This is a genomic window from Enterobacter sp. FUJ80071 (assembly GCF_038739915.1).
Classification (GTDB): Bacteria; Pseudomonadota; Gammaproteobacteria; order Enterobacterales; family Enterobacteriaceae; genus Enterobacter; species Enterobacter kobei.
Genome location: NZ_JBBXKH010000001.1, coordinates 2049863 through 2070619, shown reverse-complemented (window position 1 = coordinate 2070619; position 20757 = coordinate 2049863). Strand labels below are relative to the sequence as shown.

Below are 20757 nucleotides of genomic sequence, written 5' to 3'. Positions count from 1 at the left end.
TAGTCGCAATGAAAAAATCGGTCGTAGCGGTTGGAGTGATTGTAGCGTTAGGCGTGGTCTGGACGGGTGCCTCCTGGTTTACCGGGAAACAGCTGGAAGGCCGTCTGGCTGAGATGGTGGCACAGGCTAATGGAGAGATTAAGCGCAGCGCGCCGGAAGCAGGTCTGGAACTGAGCTATCAGAACTATCAGCGCGGCGTGTTCACCAGCCATATGCAACTGGTGGTGAAGCCAATGGCCGGTAATGAAAACGGCTGGCTGAAGCCAGGCCAGAGCGTGGTGCTGGATGAAGTCGTCAGCCACGGTCCGCTCCCGCTGGCACAGTTGAAATCGTTTAATCTGATACCGTCCATGGCATCAGTTCACACCGTGCTGGTGAATAACGACGTCACTAAACCGTTGTTTGATCTGGCAAAGAATGAATCCCCTTTCGACATTAACACCCGCATCAGCTACTCCGGTGATACCAGTTCCGATATTGCCCTAAAAGCGCTGAACTATGAGAAAGAGAATGAGAAAGTCGCCTTCAGCGGCGGCAATTTCAAAGTCGACGCGGATCGGGATGGCAATGTCTTCTCCCTGACGGGTGAAGCGGAAAGCGGCCTGGTCAACGCCGTAAACGAATACAACCAAAAAGTTCAGCTCACCTTCAATAAGCTGAAGGCCGACGGCAACAGCCGTATGACCGATTTTAAAGAGCGTATCGGCGATCAGACGCTCTCCGTTGATAAGATTGCTATCGCGATTGAAGGTAAAGAGATGGCCGTGCTGGAAGGCATGGACGTCAACGGCAAATCCGACGTTTCCAAAGACGGGAAAAGCATCAACACCCAGCTGGACTACTCGCTGAAAAGCCTGAAGGTACAGAACCAGGATCTGGGCACCGGCAAACTCTCGTTGAAGATCGGCAATATCGACGGCCAGGCGTGGCATGAATTTAGCCAGAAATACAGCAAAGAGAGCCAGGCGTTGCTGACCAATACCGCCCTGCAACAGAACCCGGAAGCGTATCAGCAGCAGGCGATGGCGGTGCTGTTCAACAACCTGCCGATCCTGCTGAAAGGCGAGCCGGTGATCACCGTTGCACCTCTGAGCTGGAAAAACAGCAAAGGCGAAACCAACTTCAACCTGTCTCTGTTCCTGAAAGATCCGGCAACCGCAACGGGTGAACCGCAGACGCTGGCGCAGGAAGTGGATCGCAGCGTGAAGTCCCTCGACAGCAAGCTGACTATCCCGATGGATATGGCAACCGAGTTTATGACCCAGATTGCGAAGCTGGAAGGCTACGGCGACGAAGACGCCGGTAAACTGGCGAACCAGCAGGTGAAAGGCCTGGCGGCGATGGGCCAGATGTTCCGCATCACGAAGGTGGAAAATAATACTATCTCCACCAGCCTGCAGTACACCAACGGTCAGGTTACGCTCAACGGCGACAAAATGCCGCTGGAAGACTTCGTCGGCATGTTTGGTATGCCGACGCTGGGGATGCCGGGACCGGCTGAACCCGCAGCGCCAGCCGAACCGGCGGCACCGCAGCAGTAAACGTCAAAACCCCTCGCATGAGGGGTTTTTTATTGCCGGGTGGCGCTGACGCTTACCCGGCCTACGATCGGGGGCCGTTGCCGCCGGGCGATGTGCAGAGGCGTCTATTTCACGGTTACCAGGCGCGCCGCCACAATCTGGTGCCCGGCCTGGACATCCGTATTCTCGATGCGCTGCATGATTCTGTCCGCCAGCGTATAACCCATCTCCCGCGCGGGAGTGGTGGCCCAGACGATCGGCAGGTCATCCAGCGCGTTTTCACCAACGTCGGCGAACGCCCCCAGCGAGACCTGATGGCCAAAGAAAGTTTCCACCCCGCCCTCACCGCTCTGCCGCCCGGCGCGGATCAGGCCAAACCAGGCCCCCATAGCAATCACATCGTTGTAGCAAATCACGGCGCTGATCGTCGGGTTGCTTCGCAACAGCGCATTTATCGCTTCAGCCGCTTTCTTCTGGCTGGATTCACATTCAACAACCCATTCACTGTGGAACGGCAGACCGTATTTGATCAACGTCGCGCAGTAGCCGCCGACCCGTTCGGCGCGGGTCAGGGACGAACTTTTACCCCCCAGCCAGGCAATGCGCTGATGACCGCGACGAATAAGATGCTCGGTCAACATTTGCGCGGCCTGCATGTTATCCGGACGCAGCGTATCCGCTTCGTCCAGGTAGCTGGCGCGCGAAGCAAAGACCAGCGGCACGCCTTTTTCGGCGGCACGCTCGCACAGTTCGCTACCCACGCCCGACGCCCCGGCGACGATCACCCCGTCCACGCCCTGGTTGAGCAGCATATCCAGCCGGGAAAGGAGCTGATCGGCTTCGCGTCCGCCGTGCAGCAGAAAGACCATCCGCCCCTGCGCTTCAAGCGCTTCGGTTAACCCGGCGGTCAATTCTGCATAAAACGGAGACGTCAGATCCCGGACAATCAGGCCAATCACCCCGCTTTGTCCACCGCGCAGCGCCGACGCCTGGCGGTTACGCACAAAGCCTAATTGTTCAACCGCCTCGTTAACTCGCTGCCCGGTGGCAGGCGAGATGCGCCCTTTTCCGCTCAGCACCAGAGAAACGGTACTGACGGAGACCCCCGCCGCCAGCGCGACATCGTTGATAGTGATTTTTTTCGCTACAGCCATGTGTCGGCGTGACTCCCTGAAATGAGATCGGTAAAACGTTTTATCAATACGTTATCTTTATACTACCAGTCAAAGCCTGAGAATGTGATTTAGCGCGCACTAAACTTTGATAAAACGTTTTATCTTCTCGCAGCATTGAAGCAGATAAACTGATTTTAACAATAAAGGAGTCGTTTTATGACGGCGAAAGCAGCACAAAAAATATCGCTGTGGGAGTTTTTCCAGCAACTGGGTAAAACCTTTATGCTGCCCGTGGCACTCCTCTCGTTCTGTGGGATCATGCTCGGGATCGGCAGCTCACTGAGCAGTAAAGACGTCATTACCCTGATCCCGTTCCTCGGTACCCCCATACTGCAGGCGATCTTCATCTGGAGACTATTAAGTCTTTTAATGAAGTGGCTTGATGTTGGATTGATGTGCGGTAACTTCTGCTATGTTGCCGCGATACGATTTGTCATGTGCAATGTACTAACGTCGTTTCGCGGTAACTTTATGCCCCACCCATGCCCCATCACACCACCCTGTCATCCTGCATCACGCTGTTGATGAAGAACGTCACCCGCCCCATCACCTCAACCTCTTCCGCAGCCTCCCCCTCTATCGCTTCACCATCATCACAAATCAGTGCCCTGCCCATGACTCTGGCAAACTGAGTCCGTCCGCCGCTGAGGATTAGCAGAACCTGATTCTGTACCAGTCTGGTGCACGGCTCGATAACCGCAAAGCCAGACGAGGTTTCGAGGATGCGGCTGTCCATGCCGATCCCGCAGATAATTTCCGGAGATATTCCAGTGCGGGGTTTCTGGCTCGCTGCGACTTCGCTTTGATGCCAGCGGGTTTACGCGAGCGTTGCGGATCCAGACACGGAATGCTGAATTCCAGTCAATCAGGGTTGTGCCTCGCGCTGTGTGGTAGTCACGGAAGTTGAGCAGCTCGGTTTCGATGCTGACCCCTTTCTCGGAAGCCATAGCGATATGCTCAGCAGAAGGTTTGAATTGAGCGGGGAATGGAATTCCACTACCGGTTGGCAGGCCCATTCTTGTCTTCGCTGCCTCGCTCACAAAACCATCGCGCCCAGAGAGAGAGTTAGGTTCATTGACTGGTTCAAAAGAGTGACTGGTTCTGGTGCCATCTGGTGGCATAGGGGGTGTGCCATCTGGTGGCATAGGGGGTGCAACGTCATTGCACACCCCTGTGCTTTTTAGTGGCATAGGGGTAACATCGAGATTCAGGTAGTAAACATTGGATGTATTACCCTTCCCGTTAGCCACTCCGATGCGGTTTTCCCGCTTCAAAAGCCCCATTTCTTCAAGCGCATCAATATGGTTACGAACAGCCGTTCTGCTGCATTCGCATTGGTCGGCGATATGTTGATACGAAGGCCAGCATTCGCCTTTATCGTTGGCGTTATCGGCCAACTTAATCAGGACGAGCTTACGCAGTGAGTTTCCCACTTTGACCCCCATTGCTTTCGCCATAAGTGACATGCTCACGTGCTACCTCCGGTTTGTTTACTCTCTTCGATTTACTTGGCATAATTGCCTCGCAATTGACTGACGTTTATTGCACCTGAAAGCCGTTGGTGTTAGCGCACCGCGGCTTTCGCCCTTTCTGCGTTCATGCTTCAAAATCTCCCTTCACTCCATCCCTGTTCGAAATCAGGATGGCCAGCAGCAGCGACATGTTCGGTACCAGGTTTTCCCGCCACCGGCTGACTGTGGATTTGTTGATGCCAGCTACTTCGGCTATCCGGGCGGTACCCAGATCAGCGATTTGCCGCTGTACCCAGCTCTCAATTCGTCTTGCCTCCGCTTTGTTGCGTGTTGTTAAGGTTTCCATTTGCGATACTTCCTCTGAATTAATTGGTTATGCCGCCATTAGGCGGCGTTGTTGTCGATCGGTGATGGGAACAGCGTCGGTAAGTCAGGGCGAATCTGGTAGGCCTGAATTTCACCACCAGTTGCTTTCACGATGCTGTTCACATGCTCCGGAGAAACCTTTGCTTTGTTGTGTAGCCACTTGTAAACCGCCTGCTGCGATACTGCGCATGCTTCACCAAGGGCTTTTTGAGACCCGACGATGGTAATGGCGGTTTTAATGGTTGGATTCATAACAACCTCCGTAGTGAATATAAATGAAGAATAAAACTATGGTTGTATTTAGTCAACAACCATTTTCGTTTGATGAAATAAAACCACGGTTGTAGATTGCGTATATGAAAACGACACTCGCTGAAAGACTGAAGGAAGCCAGGACATTACGAGGCCTTACACAAAAGGCTCTCGGGGATCTGGTTGGGGTAAGCCAAGCTGCTATCCAGAAGATAGAAACGGGAAAAGCTAACCAGACAACAAAGTTGGTAGAGCTGGCAAATGCTTTGATGGTTAAACCTGAATGGCTAAGTTCAGGTGTTGGCCCCATGCGATCAGACGCTAAAGAATCAAATATTGGTCCTGAATCAGAGTGGGGAACTGTCGACGCATGGGACAAAAACACCCCGCTTCCTGCTGACGAGGTTGAAGTGCCTTTTCTTAAGGATATTGAATTTGCTTGTGGCGATGGACGCGTTCAATGCGAGGATCACAATGGCTTTAAGCTCAGGTTCTCAAAGGCAACCCTCCGACGCGTTGGAGCTAATACAGATGGGTCTGGCATCCTGTGCTTCCCTGCTACTGGCGACAGTATGGAACCCGTAATACCGGATGGTACGACTGTAGCCGTAGATACGAACAACAAACGCATAGTTGACGGGAAACTGTATGCCATTGGTCAGACAGATGGCGGGAGTGGTCAACTCAAGCGCATTAAACAGCTGTATCGTAAGCCAGGTGGAAAACTGATCATCCGCAGTTACAACAACGATTCCTACCCAGACGAAGAGGCTGATATTGAAGACGTCGAGATAATTGGTCGTCTTTTCTGGTACTCGGTACTGCTGTAGATACAAAGCTGCGGCTGGTTTAGCTGTAAAGATATGGTAACAAATGGCTTATTAGCGAGGATAAGCGATGGAAAAGATTTCATTTTTATATGTATCCCAGATATTCCCCGGGAAAATATCTCGCTCCTTAAATTATCCCCAGCCATGGATAAAGCCAGATGATCTCTCAGGGAAAATCAGTATTGACGTTTCCTTTGGGCTTATTATTAAAACGAAAGTTAACTATCGTGTCGATGTCGACCTATTTTTTGGCGACCAGAGAATTGATTTTGGTAGCGGTCAGTCATTGCAATCGGACCCTATTGTGGCTGGCACGACCTCCGGAAGTGATTCAGTGAGCATTGAAAATATGTCCCTCATGAACATTCTTGTTAAAGAAGAGGGCGTTTACAAGGTAACGATGTCACTTCATGTTATTGATGATAAAGATAAAAGTAGATTGATTCACGATTCAGAGTGTTTTTTCTACTTATCAAAAGAATGGAAAGTCTGATATGGCAAATTCAGCATATCTCAAAAGAAGCCAACCAGTTGCTAACGAAGAGTTCAACGTGCATACTTTAAGGTATGGCAACGGTAATGGCGGAGGCGATGACATGCAATCCAGAGTTGCACGCTTAGAATCTGATGTAGAATACATTAAGCGAGATATTACTGAGATTAAATCAGACATTAAGAGCATCGACTCAAGGCTGAGTGAAATCGAAAATGGAGTAAAATCCATGAAGACAACGTTTAAGGCTTCTTCTGCCATTCTATCGGTTGTGTTTGCTTTTTGTGTTTATGTATTCGGTAATTATGCTTCTAAAATTCTTGATGCTCTGAACGGACTTGTTTTGAAATAGAATTTTATCACCCGGCCACCGCGCCGGGTTTTTATTTGCCCTTCCGTACCATCTCAGCCGCATCCCGTAGCACCCCCTTGTGGATCACGTTCCCGACGGCTTTACGCTTCCCTTCCAGAAATCCCACAATGTTGTCTTTGTTGATCTCAATCCCGTTGTAAATCAGTTCGAACACCACACACCCAACCTCTCCAGCCATGAAGGCCATCCGGTCATCTGCAAGTTCATCACGTTCCATAGCCACCCCATGATGTTTTTTGCAGCATAGCACCAATCTTTTATAAAAATAAATTCCTTTTAAATACAACCAAATAAAACCAAAACAACTATAAATACAACTATTGTTGTTGACGATAAAACAACTATGGTTTTTAATAAGTCCATCGAAACGAAACATCGACAGCTGAGCGAAGTTAGCCAGCGGCGAAGTGGAGATTCGGTCAGTCGAACGGCGCGACAGTAAACCATGCGTCGGACCATAGGCGGGCTCAGGGAGAGCGGCAATTATGGCAAAGCGAAAAAAGATTTATTCCAGTCCATTTGAACCTGAGTGGGCTGTGCTGAATCACAAGAGGATTTTTTATGACTCAGACATACATTCCGGCGTGTTTAAGAGACCTTCCTAAGAAGCGTCAGAAGCCACGCAAACAGGCGATTAAAGAAGCGCAAGTGGAAGTTCTGAATAAGGCAATCGCATCGATAAAAGACGATATGCGTGCGTTCAAAACAGAAGAGCAGCGTCGCGGTCATTACCAGGCGATCAGCACACTCTCACAGATTCGTGATGAGTTGTAGCTCAGCAGTTTACAGCGGACTGATAAAGCATTTCTCCCGCATCAGCGGGTGACGACATAACCAGCCTCAAGCACCGGGCGCCGATGCTTGGTGATGGTAATACTGCCATCTCAACCGCACAGGAGACGATGATCCTGTTCTGGTTGGATTGGCCTCCTGAAACAGGTTGAGGTGAAGGTATGATGCACCACTATCGGCGCAGTTGAGAAGCGACGCATGTATGACATGAGTCTTGCTGTCGATAACGCCGAACCTGTCAATGCCGCAGAGACGGAGGCTGAATGATGGAGCAACGCACCCCTGAATGGTTTGCTGCGCGCTGCGGCAAGGTCACAGCGAGTCGCCTGGCTGATGTCATGGCCCGGACTAAGTCGGGCTACTCCACCAGCCGCCAGAACTACATGGCCGAGCTGATTTGCCAACGGCTGACCGGGAAGCTGGAGGAAGGGTTTTCGAATGCCGCGATGATGCGCGGCACTGAACTTGAGCCAGTGGCGCGCGAAATGTACGCCCTGAATGAGTTCGATGCTGAAATCACTGAAGTTGGACTCATCGATCACCCAACCATACCAGGATTCGCAGCCAGCCCGGACGGACTTGTTAACGATGACGGGCTTATCGAAATCAAATGCCCCAACACCTGGACCCATCTTGAAACGCTGAAAACTGGCGAGCCAAAGCGCCAGTACATGCTGCAAATGCATGCGCAGATGATGTGCGCCGGGCGGAAATGGTGTGATTTCGTTAGTTTCGATGATCGCCTGCCGCCTGACCTCGCCTATTTCAAGAAGCGCATTCATTTCGATGAAGAGTTGGCGCGCGAAATCGAGTCTGAGGTTAAGAGCTTCCTTGCAGATCTGGAATCGGAAATTCAGAAAATCACAGAGCGTGCAGCATGAAACGCACACCCTTTTACCGCAGGCCCGGTCGAACCGGGCAATTCTCGGGCCTCCGCGAACGCGTTATTTGGATGATTCAGACGCGCGGCCGCCCGGTCACCGGCAGCGAAATCGCTGAGAAGTTTGGCGTATCGCTCATTGAGTTTAACCGGGTCGCCAACGGCATTACCCGCGGCTCCGGACAGATAGCGCAGATAGTTGAGTCGGAAAAATGGATCAACGAGGACGGCATCTGCGACCGGACATTTAGTCTGGCCAGCAAGCCAAAGGTCGTAACGCCACAGGGTAAATCGCGGCTGTTCACCCGGCGCGCCATAGAGCAGTCACAGGAAGGCCGACGGCAGGAGTGTATTGCTCGCGCCGCCCGCCGTCGCCGCCTGATTGCTCAGGGCCTCTACATCGACGAAATGGAGTCAGTGCTATGAAAGCGTGGTCTCTCGAAGAGCTGGCGCTGCTGTGGCGACACTCAAACGCTGAAGTCGCAGAGATTACCGGCCGCAGCATTGAAGAGGTCGGAGATAAGCGGCTGCAAACCAATAATGAGCGTAATGGCTGGGATGTTAACGATCCGGAGCGGGAGGGTGCATGATCCATTTTCACGGCGGACCGATTACGCCGGACACATGCGCCCTGAAGGCATGGAAAGGCAGGCACGCTTTCATTTCCTTCGCCAACCCCGGCCAATTAGCCCTGGCCAGCGAAGTCACCCAGTCTTTCGCGCTGGATAACGGCGCATTCAGCTTCTGGGAAAGGTTATGGCCGCGCAGCATCACTTAGTGCATGTGACTTCTACGCCTTCGTTGTCATCGATGAAGAGAAGATAGCCTTCATGTCTACGAATGAACTGGCCAGCACAAAAAACCCAGGAACGCTTATCCAGACGATGGAGTTTAGATCTTCTAGCGGTATTTACCCGGGGAGAATTTATTCCAACGGCACGCAAAGGATGCTTGATTATTCAAGGAATATTGAGAGCTACGAAGATTTCAACCGCGTCGTTTATCTGATGGGAGGAAGAAGATGCCGAATCAAAAATACAGCTTAATAATGGCTGACCCGCCCTGGTCTTACGGCAACACCATCAGCAACGGAGCCGCTGCCGATCACTACTCCACCATGAAGTTAATCGACATCAAGCGTCTGCCGGTGTGGGAACTTGCCGCCGAAAACGCGGTGCTGGCGATGTGGTACACCGGCACGCATAACCAGGAGGCGATTGAACTGGCTGAGGCCTGGGGCTTCACCGTTCGCACGATGAAAGGCTTTACTTGGGTGAAGCTGAATCAGAACGCCGAGCTGCGCATCAACAAGGCGCTGGCTGAGGGTGAAGTCACCGACTTTTACGACTTCCTCTATCTGCTTAACGCCGAGACGCGCATGAACGGCGGCAACCACACCCGGGCCAATACCGAAGACCTGCTGATTGCCACCCGTGGCGCCGGGCTGGAACGTAAGCACGCCGGGATTAAGCAGGTGGTCTATAGCCCGCTCGGCGCACACAGCGAAAAGCCCTGGGAAGTACGCCACCGGCTGGAGCTGCTTTACGGCGATGTGCCGCGGATTGAGCTTTTCAGCCGCAGCGCGGCTCCAGGCTGGCATCACTGGGGAAATCAGTGCGCTACCGCCGCGGTAGAACTGCTGCCCGGCTGCGCCATCGATGTTATGAAAACGGAGGCCGCATGACACCAGCAAATGAAAACGCAATCCGCGCCGCCTGCCGCCGCTGCACGGAGGAAATACAGCAGGCCATTCGCAAGAAGCCAAAGCCTAACTGGAACGAAACGGTGCCTCCCATCATCAACAAGCATCACAAGAAAATTGAAGCTCTGGGAGTTAGCCTCCTGGAGTTCGTCGTATATCCGAGCTGATTCGTCTCTGGTCCGCTCCTGGCGACGGCGTGGTGGTGCACACCCCGGCATACGATGCGTTTTACAAAGCCATTGAAGGCAATGGGCGTCATGTGGTGCCGGTTGAGATGGAAAAGCATGCTTCTGGCTGGCTGGGCAATATGGCCGCTCTGGAAGCGGCACTGGCGAAACCGGAAAATAGAATCCTGCTCCTGTGCAGCCCGCAAAACCCAACCGGTAAGGTCTGGACCCGCGAAGAATTGACCCACATGGCAGAGTTGTGCGTGCGCCATAACGTTGCGGTCATCAGCGATGAAATTCATATGGACATGGTGTGGGGTGCGCATCGTCACACGCCGTGGAATGAGGTGGCGCGCGGCAAATGGGCGCTGCTTACCTCCGGCTCGAAAAGCTTTAATATTCCGGCGCTGACGGGCGCTTACGGCCTGATAGGTGAAGAAGAGAGCCGTAACGGCTATCTCAGCGCCTTAAAAGGCCGGGACGGACTCTCTTCCCCCTCCGTACTGGCACTGACGGCACATATCGCCGCCTACCAGCAGGGAGCGCCGTGGCTGGATGCCCTAAGGCACTATCTCGAAGAAAATCTGCTGTATATCGCGCAGGAATTAAACAGTGCTTTTCCGAAACTGAACTGGCAGCCGCCGGAGGCCACCTATCTGGCCTGGGTTGATCTGCGCCCGCTAAGTATTGATGACCACGAGCTACAAAAAGTACTGATTGAGCACCAAAAAGTGGCCATCATGCCGGGATATACCTACGGAAACGAAGGTAACGGTTTCGTGCGCCTGAACGCAGGCTGCCCGCGCAGCAAGCTGGAACAAGGGGTGAAACGCCTCATTGCCGGAATTAACACGCTCCTGTAATCAGTTTGCGCAACGGAATATTCCCTTGCGCAAATAGCTTTTTACCCCGTTTTGTTTTTATAATATGGCGCACTTTAACCAGAAAAGAGTGCGACCATGATTGATACACGCCTGCCTTTAACTGATATTCATCGTCACCTTGACGGTAACATTCGTGCCCAAACCATCCTCGATCTTGGCCGCCAGTACAATTTAACGCTTCCCGCTCAAACGCTGGAGTCATTGATCCCGCACGTTCAGGTCACCTCTAATGAACCTGACCTCGTCAGCTTCCTGAGCAAACTCGACTGGGGCGTGAAGATGCTGGCCTCGCTGGATGCCTGCCGCCGCGTGGCGTTTGAGAACATTGAAGATGCGGCCCGTAACGGCCTGCACTACGTTGAGCTGCGCTTCTCGCCGGGCTATATGGCGATGACCCACAACCTGCCCGTTGCAGGCGTGGTGGAAGCCGTGATTGAAGGCGTCCGCCAGGGCTGTGAAACCTACGATGTCCAGGCCCGTCTGATTGGTATTATGAGCCGTACGTTTGGCGAAGCGGCCTGCCTGCAGGAGCTGGAGGCGCTGCTGGCCCATCGCGATGCCATCACTGCCGTCGATCTCGCCGGTGATGAACTGGGCTTCCCGGGCAGCCTGTTCCTCTCTCACTTCAACCGCGCACGCGATGCCGGCTGGCACATTACCGTTCATGCGGGTGAAGCGGCAGGTCCGGAAAGTATCTGGCAGGCCATTCGTGAGCTCGGCGCCGAGCGTATCGGTCACGGCGTGAAGGCGGTAGAAGATCGCGCCCTGATGGATTTCCTCGCAGAACAGCGTATCGGGATTGAATCGTGCCTGACGTCCAATATTCAGACCAGCACCGTGGCAACGCTCGCGCAGCACCCGCTGAAAACCTTCCTGGAACACGGCGTGCTGGCCTCGCTGAACACTGACGATCCGGCGGTACAGGGCGTGGATATCATCCACGAGTACAACAACGCCGCACCGCAGGCGGGTCTGAGCCGCGAGCAGATCCGTCAGGCGCAGATCAACGGTCTGGAAATTGCGTTCCTGACGCCGGAAGAGAAGCAGGCTCTGCGGAATAAAGTGGCAACCGCGTAAGCCTTTTTGCCGGGTGGCGGCTGCGCCTTACCCGGCCTACAGTATCTGAACCCTATGCCAGACAGAGCGTGGCGCGATGTTTGGCAGATTCGATACCCAGCTCAATCAGCTCCATAATCTGAATCGCCTGGCTGGCCGGAACCGGATTTTCTCCTGTTCCGTTCAACGCATCGCGAATAGCCGCATAATAGGCCGGATAGTTGCCCGGCATCGTCAGCAACGTTTCCTCAACCAGTACCTCACCTTCAACCCGCGTGACCACGCCGTCGCGCATATCATAGCCCCAGTCTTCCTGCGGCAAACGCTCACCGTTTTTAAGACGGTCTTCCTGTGGGTCGAGGCCAAACTTCACATAGCTTCCCCGCGTGCCGTGAATGATATAACGGGCAGATTCCGCGGCCGCGACCATCGTCCCATGCAGCACGATGCGGCGCTGCGGATAACTTAACACCGCGTGGAAGTAATCGGTCGTCTGCGCCCCGGGTCTGAGCTGGGCCAGATCGACCGTCATGCTCACCGGCAGACCAAACAGGTTGACAGCCTGGTCCAAAAGATGAGGGGCTAAATCGTACCAGATGCCGCTCCCCGGACCGGCCTGCTCCCGCCAACGGTTTCTTACCTGCGGGCGAAAACGGTCAAAGTGCGATTCAAAAAAGAGGATCTCACCTAACGTACCTTCGCTGAGTAGCGTTTTTACCGTCAGGAAGTCGCTATCCCAGCGGCGGTTATGAAAAACGGAAAGCAGTCTGCCCAGGCCTTTTGCCAGCGCGTCCAGTTCACGCGCCTGTGACAACGTCACCGTGAAAGGTTTATCAACAATGACGTGCTTTCCTGCCTCCAGCGCGGCTTTTGCCAGGGGGAAATGCGTGTCGTTAGGTGTAGGGATGACAATTAAATCAATATTCGGATCGTTGAAGAGATGTTTTGGCTCAGAGACAACCGGCACGGAAGGCCAGTCGGCATGGACTTTGGTAGCATCGCTACTGGATACTGCTGCCAGCATCATTCCGGGCGTTCCGGCTATCAGAGGTGCATGAAACGTTTTGCTCGCGTACCCATAACCTATCAGACCGACGCGGATATTATCACTCATAGTGCCGTCCTCTTTTATGATGTTCTTATTTCACACTGGCAAGCCTGCCATAAGCGCAGATTAATAATGTGCCGTATGACTTAAAATAGCAGGTTGTGGCGGTTGTTTTCGTTACATAGTATTAACCTTCTGATTTTGTTTAAGGGAACCGTTCCCAAAGCGCTTGCCGTTGGTGAGGCCTCGCTGTAACATTTGCGCCCTGTATTTATGGATAAAGTACAATTACGAGTCATGACATCAATTATTAATCGAATCATTGAATTAGCGGGATGGATTGTTCTTGGGGTATCGGTCATTTTGCTCGGCGTTGCCAGCCATATCGATAACTACCAGCCGCCGGAGCCTGTCACAGTCGCCCAACCTAAGTAACCGGTTACTGCAATAACGAGTGACATATTATGTCAGTTACGTATTGCCAGCCCAGGTGAACACGGTTAACCTTCTCTTCCAGGCATCGTCTGATGCCTGAATTTCAGCAAAGAAAACTCCTAATTTCGTCGCGTTACCTGAGTGGGCTGTTTACGTCTTTATTAATCCGTTTATTATTCGAACGAATTACCTTAACGGGTATTACTCACTTTTATATGGAAACTTATTAATATGACAGTTCAGGACTATTTATTAAAATTTCGCAAGATCAATTCGCTTGAGAGCCTGGAAAAACTGTTTGACCACCTGAACTACACCCTGTCGGATAATCAGGACATCATCAATATGTATCGCGCCGCCGATCATCGCCGTGCGGAGCTGGTCTCCGGCGGTCGTTTGTTCAACGTCGGTGAAGTGCCTAAGTCTGTCTGGCGTTACGTTTTATAAGAAAGTAGCCATCCGCGCGAAATGTTATATACTCTCCGCCCTGCAAACTGGCTGTACAACATTTCGCGCAGATTATGGGAGAGTTCATGACCGCAACGCCTGGAGAACGCATTGGAGGCTGGTTAATCGCCCCACTGGCATGGCTGCTGGTTGCCTTGTTAAGCGCATCGCTTGCGCTGCTGCTTTATACTACCGCACTGATCACCCCTCACGCTATTCAGACCCTGATGTCGCAAAGTGTGCTTAATATTGCGATGTGGTTTGTGTCCTTCGTTTTCGCGATCGGCATGTGGTACTACACCCTGTGGCTGACCATCGCCTTCTTCAAACGCCGCAAAGGGGTGCCTAAGCACTATATTATCTGGCTGTTAATCTCAGTCCTGCTGGCAGTCAAGGCGTTTGCGTTCTCGCCGGTGTCTGACGTGCTTGCGGTCCGCCAGCTACTTTTCCCGTTACTGGCCGCGGCGCTGCTGGTGCCCTATTTCAAACGGTCGACGCGGGTAAAAAACACCTTCGTGAACCCGTAATAACCTTACAGATAACCTGTTGTCGCCTGACCCGGTTTGTCCGATAATAGGCGGCTTTTTTATTTCAGGCTAAATAATGACCGATTACTTACTGCTCTTTGTCGGCACTGTGCTGGTTAACAACTTCGTTCTGGTGAAGTTCCTTGGCCTGTGCCCGTTTATGGGCGTTTCCAAAAAGCTGGAAACGGCGATGGGCATGGGGCTGGCAACCACCTTCGTCATGACGATGGCATCGATTTGCGCGTGGTTGATAGATACCTGGATCCTCATCCCGCTGGGGTTAATCTACCTCCGTACGCTGGCCTTTATTCTGGTCATTGCCGTTGTTGTGCAATTTACCGAAATGGTGGTGCGTAAAACCAGTCCGGCGCTCTATCGCCTGCTCGGTATCTTCCTGCCGCTGATCACCACCAACTGCGCGGTACTCGGCGTGGCGCTGTTGAACATCAACCTTGGCCATAACTTTATGCAGTCGGCGCTGTACGGTTTTTCCGCCGCCGTCGGTTTCTCGTTCGTAATGGTCCTGTTCGCCTCGATTCGCGAACGTCTGGCCGCTGCGGATATCCCTGCGCCTTTCCGCGGTAACGCGATTGCGCTGGTCACCGCGGGTTTAATGTCTCTGGCCTTTATGGGCTTCAGTGGTCTGGTGAAGTTGTAATGAATGCTATCTGGATTGCCATCGCCTCTATTAGCGTCCTGGGGTTAGCGTTTGGCCTTATCCTCGGTTACGCCTCCCGCCGTTTCGCGGTAGAGGACGATCCCGTTGTAGAAAAAATTGATGAGCTTCTGCCGCAAAGCCAGTGTGGGCAATGCGGCTACCCTGGCTGTCGCCCTTACGCTGAAGCGGTGGGCATTCAGGGTGAGAAAATTAACCGCTGTGCTCCCGGCGGCGAAGCGGTGATGCTGAAAATTGCGGCCCTGCTTAACGTTGACCCACAGCCCGTTGATGGCGATGCGGATGTGCAGGAGCCGGTCCGCGCCCTCGCCGTGATCGACGAGGCAAATTGCATCGGCTGCACTAAATGTATTCAGGCCTGCCCGGTTGACGCCATTGTTGGTGCCACCCGCGCCATGCACACCGTCGTGGCGGATCTGTGCACCGGCTGTAACCTCTGCGTAGCACCCTGCCCGACGCAATGTATTACGCTGCGCCCGGTTGAAGCGACTACCGAAAGCTGGAAGTGGGATCTTCAAACCATTCCGGTTCGCAACATTCCTGTGGAACAACATGCTTAAGTTATTTTCTGCTTTCAGAAAAGAGAAGATCTGGGACTTTGACGGCGGTATTCATCCGCCGGAGATGAAAACCCAGTCTAACGGCACGCCGCTGCGCCAGATTCCGCTGGCGACGCGTTACGTCATGCCGCTCAAGCAGCATATCGGCGCGGAAGGTGAGCTGTGCGTAAAAGAAGGTGATACCGTCCTTCGCGGTCAGCCGCTGACCTTTGGTCGCGGACGTATGCTGCCTGTACACGCCCCAACGTCCGGTAAAGTGATCGCGATTGCCCCTCATACGGTGGCGCATCCGTCGGCACTGTCAGAGCTGAGCGTGATCATTGAAGCCGACGGCGAAGATCGCTGGATCGAACGTGACGGCTGGAGCGACTACCGCAGCCAGAGCCGCGAAGCGCTTATCGAGCGCATTCACCAGTTCGGCGTTGCCGGGCTGGGCGGCGCCGGCTTCCCTACCGGCGTCAAGCTGCGCGGCGGTAGCGATAAAATCCAGACGCTGATTATCAATGCCGCAGAGTGCGAGCCGTATATCACCGCCGACGATCGTCTGATGCAGGATTGCGCCGCTCAGGTAGTGGAAGGCATCCGTATCCTCGCGCATATTTTGCAGCCGCGAGAAGTGCTGATTGGTATCGAAGACAATAAACCGCAGGCTATCTCCATGCTGCGCGCCGTGCTGGCGGGTAGCCATGATATCGCCCTGCGCGTTATTCCAACCAAGTACCCGTCTGGCGGCGCAAAACAGCTGACGCAAATCCTCACCGGGAAGCAAGTGCCGCACGGCGGACGTTCTTCGGATATCGGCGTGCTGATGCAAAACGTCGGCACAGCTTATGCCGTGAAACGTGCGGTAATTGACGGCGAGCCGTTAACCGAACGAGTCGTGACGCTGACTGGCGAATCGGTCTCCCGTCCGGGTAACGTCTGGGCGCGCCTCGGTACGCCGGTGCGTCATTTGCTGGAGCAGGCTGAATTCTGCCCGGGTACCGATCAGATGGTGATCATGGGTGGCCCTCTGATGGGCTTTACCCTGCCATGGCTGGATGTCCCGGTAGTCAAAATCACGAACTGCCTGCTTGCTCCCTCTTCCACCGAGATGGGCGAAGTGCAGGAAGAGAAAGGCTGCATCCGCTGTAGTGCCTGTGCCGATGCCTGTCCGGCGGATCTGCTCCCGCAGCAGCTTTACTGGTACAGCAAAGGCCAGCTACACGATAAAGCCAAAGCGCATAACCTGGCCGACTGCATCGAATGCGGCGCCTGCGCCTGGGTCTGCCCAAGCAATATTCCGCTGGTGCAATACTTCCGCCAGGAGAAGGCCGAAATTTATGCCATCTCCATGGAAGAAAAACGTGCAGCAGAAGCCAAAGCGCGCTTTGAAGCACGTCAGGCGCGGCTGGAACGTGAAAAAGCGGCCCGTCAGGAGCGTCATAAGCAGGCCGCCGTCCAGCCTGGCAAAAAAGATCAGGATGCAATTAACGCCGCCCTGGCACGCGTTCGCGAGAAAAAAGCCAATGCTGCCCAGACGGTGGTGATCCCTGCAGGTGAGAAGCCTGACAACATTGAAGCCATCGCCGCGCGTGAAGCACGCAAGGCTGCGGCTCGCGCACGTCAGGCAGAAAAAGCGCAAACAGCGCAACCGGATGGGGAGGTCGATCCACGCAAAGCCGCTGTCGAGGCGGCGATTGCCCGTGCCAAAGCCCGTAAGGCCGAGGATCAGCAGGTGATGGTTGAACAGGACGCGGTCGATCCGCGTAAAGCCGCTGTTGAAGCCGCGATTGCCCGCGCCAAAGCGCGTAAAGCGGCGCAGCAGGCACCTGCAGCAGAACCAGAAGCACCGGTTGACCCGCGTAAAGCTGCCGTTGAAGCGGCGATAGCCCGCGCCAAAGCGCGTAAAGCAGCGCAGCAGGAAGAGCAGCCGCAGGCCGCTAACGATGACCCGCGCAAGGCCGCCGTCGCTGCCGCAATTGCGCGCGTTCAGGCGAAGAAAGCCGCACAGCAAGCCGTTAACGAGGATTAAATGGTTTTCAGAATCGCAAGTTCCCCTTACACCCATAATCAGCGTCAGACATCGCGTATTATGATGCTGGTTTGCCTGGCCGCGCTGCCGGGTATTGCCGTTCAGTGCTGGTTTTTCGGCTGGGGAACCCTGTTCCAGATAGCCCTGGGCTGTATCAGCGCCGTAGCGGCAGAGGCGCTGGTGCTGAAGCTTCGCAAGATGACGGTCTCCCGCATTATTGCCGACAACTCCGCGCTGCTGACCGGCCTGCTGCTGGCCATCAGTATTCCGCCGTTTGCCCCGTGGTGGATGGTCGTCCTCGGTACCGTTTTTGCCGTGATTATTGCCAAACAGCTGTATGGCGGGCTCGGCCATAACCCGTTTAACCCGGCGATGATCGGCTATGTGGTGCTGCTGATCTCCTTCCCGGTACAAATGACCAGCTGGCTTCCACCGCATGACATTGCCGCCACGGTGCCAGGCTTTATGGATGCCCTGCACGTGATCTTTACCGGCCATACGGCGCTCGGCGCGGATATGAACGCGCTGCGTATGGGCGTGGACGGCATCAGCCAGGCGACGCCGCTCGATACGTTCAAAACGTCCCTGCATGCCGGGCACAGCGTCGAGCAAATCATGAAATCCGCCATCTACAGCGGTATGCTCGCGGGTGCAGGCTGGCAGTGGGTTAACCTGGCGTATCTGCTGGGTGGCCTGTTCCTGCTGCAGCAGAAGGCCATCCGCTGTCATATTCCGGTCAGCTTCCTCGTGACGCTGGCGGTTTGTGCCACTCTTGGCTGGGTCTTCTCCCCTGAGTCGCTGGCCAGCCCGCAGATGCATTTGCTCTCCGGTGCAACGATGCTGGGCGCGTTCTTTATCCTGACCGATCCGGTGACGGCGTCTACGACTAACCGTGGCCGCTTAATCTTCGGTGCGCTGGCAGGACTGCTGGTCTGGCTCATCCGTAGCTTTGGCGGTTATCCGGACGGGGTGGCGTTTGCCGTCCTGCTCGCCAACATCACAGTTCCACTCATCGACTATTACACGCGCCCGCGCGTGTACGGCCATCGTTAAGGGTGTCGCGATGCTGAAAACAATGCAAAAACATGGCGTCACGCTGGCCGTTTTCGCCGCCGTACTCACCGGAATGACGGCGCTGGTGAATGAGCTGACCAAATCGACCATTGATGAACAGGCGGTGAAGCAGCAAAAAGCGCTGTTCGATCAGGTGATCCCGTCGGATTTTTACGATAATGACCTGCAAAAGAGCTGCTTCGTGGTAGACGCGCCGCAGCTTGGAAAAGGCCCGCACCGCCTGTTTATCGCCCGCAAAGGGGATAAACCGGTCGGCGCGGTAATGGAGGCGACGGCGCCCGACGGCTATTCCGGCGCCATTCAGCTGCTCGTCGGCAGCGATTTCTCCGGCACCATACTGGGCACCCGCGTGACGCAACATCATGAAACGCCGGGTCTGGGCGATAAAATTGAAACCCGTCTGAGCGACTGGATTTTGCACTTTGCCGGTAAAGCGATCCATGGTGAAGATGACACCGCGTTTGCGGTGAAAAAAGACGGCGGCGAGTTTGACCAGTTCACGGGCGCGACCATCACCCCGCGCGCGGTGGTGAACGCCGTAAAACGGGCCGGGCTGTATGCTGAAACGCTACCCGCGCAAATCAACAATCTTCCGGCCTGTGGAGAGTGATCATGAGCCAGGTTAAAGAGGTTATTGTCCAGGGACTGTGGAAGAACAACTCCGCGCTGGTTCAGCTGCTGGGGATGTGCCCACTGCTGGCCGTGACGTCAACGGCCACCAATGCGCTTGGTCTCGGTCTGGCAACGACGCTGGTGCTGACCCTGACCAACCTCTCCATCTCCGCCCTGCGCCGCTGGACCCCGTCGGAAATCCGTATTCCGATTTACGTTATGATCATTGCGTCGGTGGTCAGTATCGTCCAGATGCTGATTAACGCCTACGCCTTCGGTCTGTATCAGTCGCTCGGAATTTTTATCCCTCTGATCGTGACCAACTGTATTGTGGTCGGCCGTGCGGAAGCCTTCGCCGTGAAAAATAGTCCGGCCATGTCGGCGCTGGATGGTTTTTCGATTGGTATGGGTGCGACCGGTGCGATGTTCGTGCTCGGCTCACTGCGCGAGATCCTCGGCAACGGGACGCTGTTTGACGGTGCCGACGCGCTGCTGGGCGGCTGGGCCAAATCGCTACGTATCGAGGTGTTCCATACCGATACGCCATTCCTGCTGGCGATGCTGCCACCTGGCGCGTTTATTGGCCTTGGCATGATGCTGGCAGTAAAATACCTGATTGATGAAAAACGTAAGCGCCGCGCAGCAGAGCGTAGCGTCCAGGAAGGGATCCCCGAGAAGGCCTCATGAATAAAGAAAAGCGCATTGCGATCCTAACCCGTCTGCGGGACGAGAACCCGCATCCGACGACGGAGCTGAATTTTACCTCCCCGTTTGAGCTGCTGATCGCCGTGTTGCTCTCTGCACAGGCTACCGATGTGAGCGTCAATAAAGCGACCGCCCTGCTCTATCCGGTCGCTAACACGCCAAAAGCGATGCTGGAGCTCGGCGTGGAAGGCGTGAAGTCTTATATCAAAACCATCGGATTGTTTAACAGCAAAGCAGAGAATGTGATTAAAACCTGCCGGATCTTGCTGGAACAGCACGGCGGTGAGGTGCCGGAAGACCGCGCAGCGCTGGAAGCATTGCCGGGTGTAGGACGCAAAACCGCGAACGTGGTGCTTAATACGGCGTTCGGCTGGCCGACGATCGCCGTGGATACGCATATCTTCCGTGTTTCTAACCGCACCAACTTCGCCCCCGGTAAAAATGTTGAGCAGGTCGAAGAGAAGCTGTTAAAAGTGGTGCCCGCCGAATTCAAGGTTGACTGCCATCACTGGCTGATTTTGCACGGCCGTTATACCTGCATCGCCCGTAAACCTCGTTGCGGCTCCTGCATTATTGAAGACCTCTGCGAATTCAAAGAAAAAGTGTATCCCTGAATTGCTGGTCTGAAGAATCGCAATCCCACATCAGGAGAAGGCCTTCCAAACGTCCCTCTCCTGACCATAAATCATCCGCCTCT

General features: G+C 54.3%; 27 protein-coding genes and 3 pseudogenes. 24 read left to right on the top strand and 6 right to left on the bottom strand.

Annotated elements, in window-relative coordinates; all coding sequences use genetic code 11:
• The first annotated feature begins 8 nt into the window (after window positions 1–8).
• The gene (locus AAER43_RS10135) at window positions 9–1541 is read left to right on the top strand and encodes a YdgA family protein (protein WP_050862541.1); all 1533 of its coding nucleotides are present in this window, start codon (window positions 9–11) and stop codon (window positions 1539–1541) included.
• 104 nt (window positions 1542–1645) lie between these two features.
• On the opposite strand, the gene AAER43_RS10130 is transcribed toward AAER43_RS10135, so the two are convergent.
• The gene (locus AAER43_RS10130) at window positions 1646–2674 is read right to left on the bottom strand and encodes a Mal regulon transcriptional regulator MalI (protein WP_014883587.1); all 1029 of its coding nucleotides are present in this window, start codon (window positions 2672–2674) and stop codon (window positions 1646–1648) included.
• 177 nt (window positions 2675–2851) lie between these two features.
• Between AAER43_RS10130 and AAER43_RS10125 the strand changes: the two are divergent.
• Window positions 2852–3046 (top strand): annotated as a pseudogene (locus AAER43_RS10125) (PTS sugar transporter subunit IIBC); the annotation flags it as partial.
• 242 nt (window positions 3047–3288) lie between these two features.
• Here AAER43_RS10125 and AAER43_RS10120 read toward each other — a convergent pair.
• From AAER43_RS10120 to AAER43_RS10110, 3 genes are all read right to left on the bottom strand, one after another.
• Window positions 3289–4161, bottom strand: a complete 873-nt coding sequence (locus tag AAER43_RS10120) for a helix-turn-helix domain-containing protein (protein WP_342702028.1) — start codon at window positions 4159–4161, stop codon at window positions 3289–3291.
• Between the two features lie 130 nt (window positions 4162–4291).
• A complete protein-coding gene (locus AAER43_RS10115; protein WP_000449472.1) occupies window positions 4292–4513 on the bottom strand; it encodes a CII family transcriptional regulator in 222 nt (73 codons plus the stop codon).
• A 38-nt stretch (window positions 4514–4551) separates the two neighbouring features.
• Window positions 4552–4785: a helix-turn-helix domain-containing protein gene (locus AAER43_RS10110; RefSeq protein WP_060617458.1), complete on the bottom strand. Its 234-nt coding sequence runs from the start codon at window positions 4783–4785 to the stop codon at window positions 4552–4554.
• A 104-nt stretch (window positions 4786–4889) separates the two neighbouring features.
• Here AAER43_RS10110 and AAER43_RS10105 point away from each other — a divergent pair, with 104 nt between their 5' ends.
• The 3 genes from AAER43_RS10105 to AAER43_RS10095 all read left to right on the top strand — a co-directional run bounded on the left by AAER43_RS10105 (window position 4890) and on the right by AAER43_RS10095 (window position 6460).
• Window positions 4890–5615, top strand: a complete 726-nt coding sequence (locus AAER43_RS10105) for a helix-turn-helix transcriptional regulator (protein ID WP_111966484.1) — start codon at window positions 4890–4892, stop codon at window positions 5613–5615.
• Between the two features lie 67 nt (window positions 5616–5682).
• Complete coding sequence (locus AAER43_RS10100) at window positions 5683–6108, top strand: hypothetical protein (protein WP_111966483.1); 426 nt, start codon at window positions 5683–5685, stop codon at window positions 6106–6108.
• 1 nt (window position 6109) lies between these two features.
• The gene (locus AAER43_RS10095; protein ID WP_342701910.1) at window positions 6110–6460 is read left to right on the top strand and encodes a hemolysin XhlA; all 351 of its coding nucleotides are present in this window, start codon (window positions 6110–6112) and stop codon (window positions 6458–6460) included.
• Between the two features lie 31 nt (window positions 6461–6491).
• Here AAER43_RS10095 and AAER43_RS10090 read toward each other — a convergent pair whose 3' ends face one another.
• On the bottom strand, window positions 6492–6698 hold the full coding sequence (locus tag AAER43_RS10090) for a hypothetical protein (protein ID WP_016063429.1): 207 nt from the start codon (window positions 6696–6698) through the stop codon (window positions 6492–6494).
• Window positions 6699–7042: 344 nt separating this feature from the next.
• Here AAER43_RS10090 and AAER43_RS10085 point away from each other — a divergent pair, with 344 nt between their 5' ends.
• From AAER43_RS10085 to add, 9 genes and pseudogenes are all read left to right on the top strand, one after another.
• Complete coding sequence (locus AAER43_RS10085) at window positions 7043–7255, top strand: hypothetical protein (RefSeq protein ID WP_001514161.1); 213 nt, start codon at window positions 7043–7045, stop codon at window positions 7253–7255.
• A gap of 281 nt (window positions 7256–7536) precedes the next feature.
• Window positions 7537–8154, top strand: a complete 618-nt coding sequence (locus AAER43_RS10080; RefSeq protein WP_231070031.1) for a lambda exonuclease family protein — start codon at window positions 7537–7539, stop codon at window positions 8152–8154.
• Entirely contained in the window at window positions 8151–8579 is a 429-nt protein-coding gene (locus tag AAER43_RS10075; RefSeq protein ID WP_231070029.1) for a regulator, read from the top strand. The genes AAER43_RS10080 and AAER43_RS10075 overlap by 4 nt, the downstream gene beginning before the upstream one ends.
• Window positions 8576–8743, top strand: coding sequence for a hypothetical protein (locus tag AAER43_RS10070; protein ID WP_164474822.1), 168 nt, complete (start codon window positions 8576–8578; stop codon window positions 8741–8743). The genes AAER43_RS10075 and AAER43_RS10070 overlap by 4 nt, the downstream gene beginning before the upstream one ends.
• Window positions 8740–8956 (top strand): annotated as a pseudogene (locus AAER43_RS10065) (hypothetical protein); the annotation flags it as partial. The gene AAER43_RS10070 and the pseudogene AAER43_RS10065, both read left to right, overlap by 4 nt.
• Window positions 8957–9174: 218 nt before the next feature.
• On the top strand, window positions 9175–9837 hold the full coding sequence (locus AAER43_RS10060) for an MT-A70 family methyltransferase (protein WP_342701827.1): 663 nt from the start codon (window positions 9175–9177) through the stop codon (window positions 9835–9837).
• Window positions 9834–10022 (top strand): hypothetical protein, encoded by a 189-nt coding sequence (locus tag AAER43_RS10055; protein ID WP_342701909.1) that lies wholly within the window; start codon window positions 9834–9836, stop codon window positions 10020–10022. The genes AAER43_RS10060 and AAER43_RS10055 overlap by 4 nt, the downstream gene beginning before the upstream one ends.
• Window positions 10010–10885, top strand: a pseudogene (locus AAER43_RS10050) (aminotransferase class I/II-fold pyridoxal phosphate-dependent enzyme); the annotation flags it as partial. The gene AAER43_RS10055 and the pseudogene AAER43_RS10050, both read left to right, overlap by 13 nt.
• A gap of 96 nt (window positions 10886–10981) precedes the next feature.
• Complete coding sequence (gene add / locus AAER43_RS10045; RefSeq protein ID WP_023332825.1) at window positions 10982–11983, top strand: adenosine deaminase; 1002 nt, start codon at window positions 10982–10984, stop codon at window positions 11981–11983.
• Between the two features lie 52 nt (window positions 11984–12035).
• Here the strand turns inward: add and AAER43_RS10040 are convergent, their stop codons facing one another.
• Window positions 12036–13076 (bottom strand): oxidoreductase, encoded by a 1041-nt coding sequence (locus tag AAER43_RS10040; RefSeq protein WP_050861829.1) that lies wholly within the window; start codon window positions 13074–13076, stop codon window positions 12036–12038.
• 243 nt (window positions 13077–13319) lie between these two features.
• On the opposite strand from AAER43_RS10040, the gene blr reads away from it, so the two are divergent.
• From blr to nth, 10 genes are all read left to right on the top strand, one after another.
• Window positions 13320–13445 (top strand): division septum protein Blr, encoded by a 126-nt coding sequence (gene blr / locus AAER43_RS10035; RefSeq protein WP_168112406.1) that lies wholly within the window; start codon window positions 13320–13322, stop codon window positions 13443–13445.
• A 231-nt stretch (window positions 13446–13676) separates the two neighbouring features.
• Window positions 13677–13892: a transcription modulator YdgT gene (gene ydgT / locus AAER43_RS10030; protein ID WP_013096896.1), complete on the top strand. Its 216-nt coding sequence runs from the start codon at window positions 13677–13679 to the stop codon at window positions 13890–13892.
• A gap of 86 nt (window positions 13893–13978) precedes the next feature.
• Window positions 13979–14419 (top strand): DUF2569 domain-containing protein, encoded by a 441-nt coding sequence (locus AAER43_RS10025; RefSeq protein WP_023337192.1) that lies wholly within the window; start codon window positions 13979–13981, stop codon window positions 14417–14419.
• 76 nt (window positions 14420–14495) lie between these two features.
• Window positions 14496–15077 carry an electron transport complex subunit RsxA gene (gene rsxA, locus AAER43_RS10020; protein ID WP_014883581.1) on the top strand — a complete coding sequence of 194 codons (582 nt, stop codon included), beginning with the start codon at window positions 14496–14498 and terminating at the stop codon, window positions 15075–15077.
• Entirely contained in the window at window positions 15077–15655 is a 579-nt protein-coding gene (gene rsxB / locus AAER43_RS10015; protein WP_023337191.1) for an electron transport complex subunit RsxB, read from the top strand. The genes rsxA and rsxB overlap by 1 nt, the downstream gene beginning before the upstream one ends.
• The gene (rsxC, locus tag AAER43_RS10010; RefSeq protein ID WP_050861830.1) at window positions 15648–17669 is read left to right on the top strand and encodes an electron transport complex subunit RsxC; all 2022 of its coding nucleotides are present in this window, start codon (window positions 15648–15650) and stop codon (window positions 17667–17669) included. The genes rsxB and rsxC overlap by 8 nt, the downstream gene beginning before the upstream one ends.
• Window positions 17670–18722 (top strand): electron transport complex subunit RsxD, encoded by a 1053-nt coding sequence (gene rsxD / locus AAER43_RS10005; RefSeq protein WP_050861831.1) that lies wholly within the window; start codon window positions 17670–17672, stop codon window positions 18720–18722.
• A gap of 10 nt (window positions 18723–18732) precedes the next feature.
• A complete protein-coding gene (gene rsxG, locus AAER43_RS10000) occupies window positions 18733–19353 on the top strand; it encodes an electron transport complex subunit RsxG (protein WP_050861832.1) in 621 nt (206 codons plus the stop codon).
• A 2-nt stretch (window positions 19354–19355) separates the two neighbouring features.
• Entirely contained in the window at window positions 19356–20042 is a 687-nt protein-coding gene (locus AAER43_RS09995; protein WP_023337188.1) for an electron transport complex subunit E, read from the top strand.
• Complete coding sequence (nth, locus tag AAER43_RS09990) at window positions 20039–20674, top strand: endonuclease III (protein ID WP_023338272.1); 636 nt, start codon at window positions 20039–20041, stop codon at window positions 20672–20674. The genes AAER43_RS09995 and nth overlap by 4 nt, the downstream gene beginning before the upstream one ends.
• Window positions 20675–20757: the final 83 nt, after the last annotated feature.

What these genes read in the sequence shown, in the direction of transcription:
- AAER43_RS10135 (WP_050862541.1), top strand. Translation starts at nt 9, where the DNA reads ATGAAAAAATCGGTCGTAGCGGTTGGAGTGATTGTAGCGTTAGGCGTG.
- AAER43_RS10130 (WP_014883587.1), bottom strand. Translation starts at nt 2,674, where the DNA reads ATGGCTGTAGCGAAAAAAATCACTATCAACGATGTCGCGCTGGCGGCG.
- AAER43_RS10120 (WP_342702028.1), bottom strand. Translation starts at nt 4,161, where the DNA reads ATGTCACTTATGGCGAAAGCAATGGGGGTCAAAGTGGGAAACTCACTG.
- AAER43_RS10115 (WP_000449472.1), bottom strand. Translation starts at nt 4,513, where the DNA reads ATGGAAACCTTAACAACACGCAACAAAGCGGAGGCAAGACGAATTGAG.
- AAER43_RS10110 (WP_060617458.1), bottom strand. Translation starts at nt 4,785, where the DNA reads ATGAATCCAACCATTAAAACCGCCATTACCATCGTCGGGTCTCAAAAA.
- AAER43_RS10105 (WP_111966484.1), top strand. Translation starts at nt 4,890, where the DNA reads ATGAAAACGACACTCGCTGAAAGACTGAAGGAAGCCAGGACATTACGA.
- AAER43_RS10100 (WP_111966483.1), top strand. Translation starts at nt 5,683, where the DNA reads ATGGAAAAGATTTCATTTTTATATGTATCCCAGATATTCCCCGGGAAA.
- AAER43_RS10095 (WP_342701910.1), top strand. Translation starts at nt 6,110, where the DNA reads ATGGCAAATTCAGCATATCTCAAAAGAAGCCAACCAGTTGCTAACGAA.
- AAER43_RS10090 (WP_016063429.1), bottom strand. Translation starts at nt 6,698, where the DNA reads ATGGAACGTGATGAACTTGCAGATGACCGGATGGCCTTCATGGCTGGA.
- AAER43_RS10085 (WP_001514161.1), top strand. Translation starts at nt 7,043, where the DNA reads ATGACTCAGACATACATTCCGGCGTGTTTAAGAGACCTTCCTAAGAAG.
- AAER43_RS10080 (WP_231070031.1), top strand. Translation starts at nt 7,537, where the DNA reads ATGATGGAGCAACGCACCCCTGAATGGTTTGCTGCGCGCTGCGGCAAG.
- AAER43_RS10075 (WP_231070029.1), top strand. Translation starts at nt 8,151, where the DNA reads ATGAAACGCACACCCTTTTACCGCAGGCCCGGTCGAACCGGGCAATTC.
- AAER43_RS10070 (WP_164474822.1), top strand. Translation starts at nt 8,576, where the DNA reads ATGAAAGCGTGGTCTCTCGAAGAGCTGGCGCTGCTGTGGCGACACTCA.
- AAER43_RS10060 (WP_342701827.1), top strand. Translation starts at nt 9,175, where the DNA reads ATGCCGAATCAAAAATACAGCTTAATAATGGCTGACCCGCCCTGGTCT.
- AAER43_RS10055 (WP_342701909.1), top strand. Translation starts at nt 9,834, where the DNA reads ATGACACCAGCAAATGAAAACGCAATCCGCGCCGCCTGCCGCCGCTGC.
- add (WP_023332825.1), top strand. Translation starts at nt 10,982, where the DNA reads ATGATTGATACACGCCTGCCTTTAACTGATATTCATCGTCACCTTGAC.
- AAER43_RS10040 (WP_050861829.1), bottom strand. Translation starts at nt 13,076, where the DNA reads ATGAGTGATAATATCCGCGTCGGTCTGATAGGTTATGGGTACGCGAGC.
- ydgT (WP_013096896.1), top strand. Translation starts at nt 13,677, where the DNA reads ATGACAGTTCAGGACTATTTATTAAAATTTCGCAAGATCAATTCGCTT.
- AAER43_RS10025 (WP_023337192.1), top strand. Translation starts at nt 13,979, where the DNA reads ATGACCGCAACGCCTGGAGAACGCATTGGAGGCTGGTTAATCGCCCCA.
- rsxA (WP_014883581.1), top strand. Translation starts at nt 14,496, where the DNA reads ATGACCGATTACTTACTGCTCTTTGTCGGCACTGTGCTGGTTAACAAC.
- rsxB (WP_023337191.1), top strand. Translation starts at nt 15,077, where the DNA reads ATGAATGCTATCTGGATTGCCATCGCCTCTATTAGCGTCCTGGGGTTA.
- rsxC (WP_050861830.1), top strand. Translation starts at nt 15,648, where the DNA reads ATGCTTAAGTTATTTTCTGCTTTCAGAAAAGAGAAGATCTGGGACTTT.
- rsxD (WP_050861831.1), top strand. Translation starts at nt 17,670, where the DNA reads ATGGTTTTCAGAATCGCAAGTTCCCCTTACACCCATAATCAGCGTCAG.
- rsxG (WP_050861832.1), top strand. Translation starts at nt 18,733, where the DNA reads ATGCTGAAAACAATGCAAAAACATGGCGTCACGCTGGCCGTTTTCGCC.
- AAER43_RS09995 (WP_023337188.1), top strand. Translation starts at nt 19,356, where the DNA reads ATGAGCCAGGTTAAAGAGGTTATTGTCCAGGGACTGTGGAAGAACAAC.
- nth (WP_023338272.1), top strand. Translation starts at nt 20,039, where the DNA reads ATGAATAAAGAAAAGCGCATTGCGATCCTAACCCGTCTGCGGGACGAG.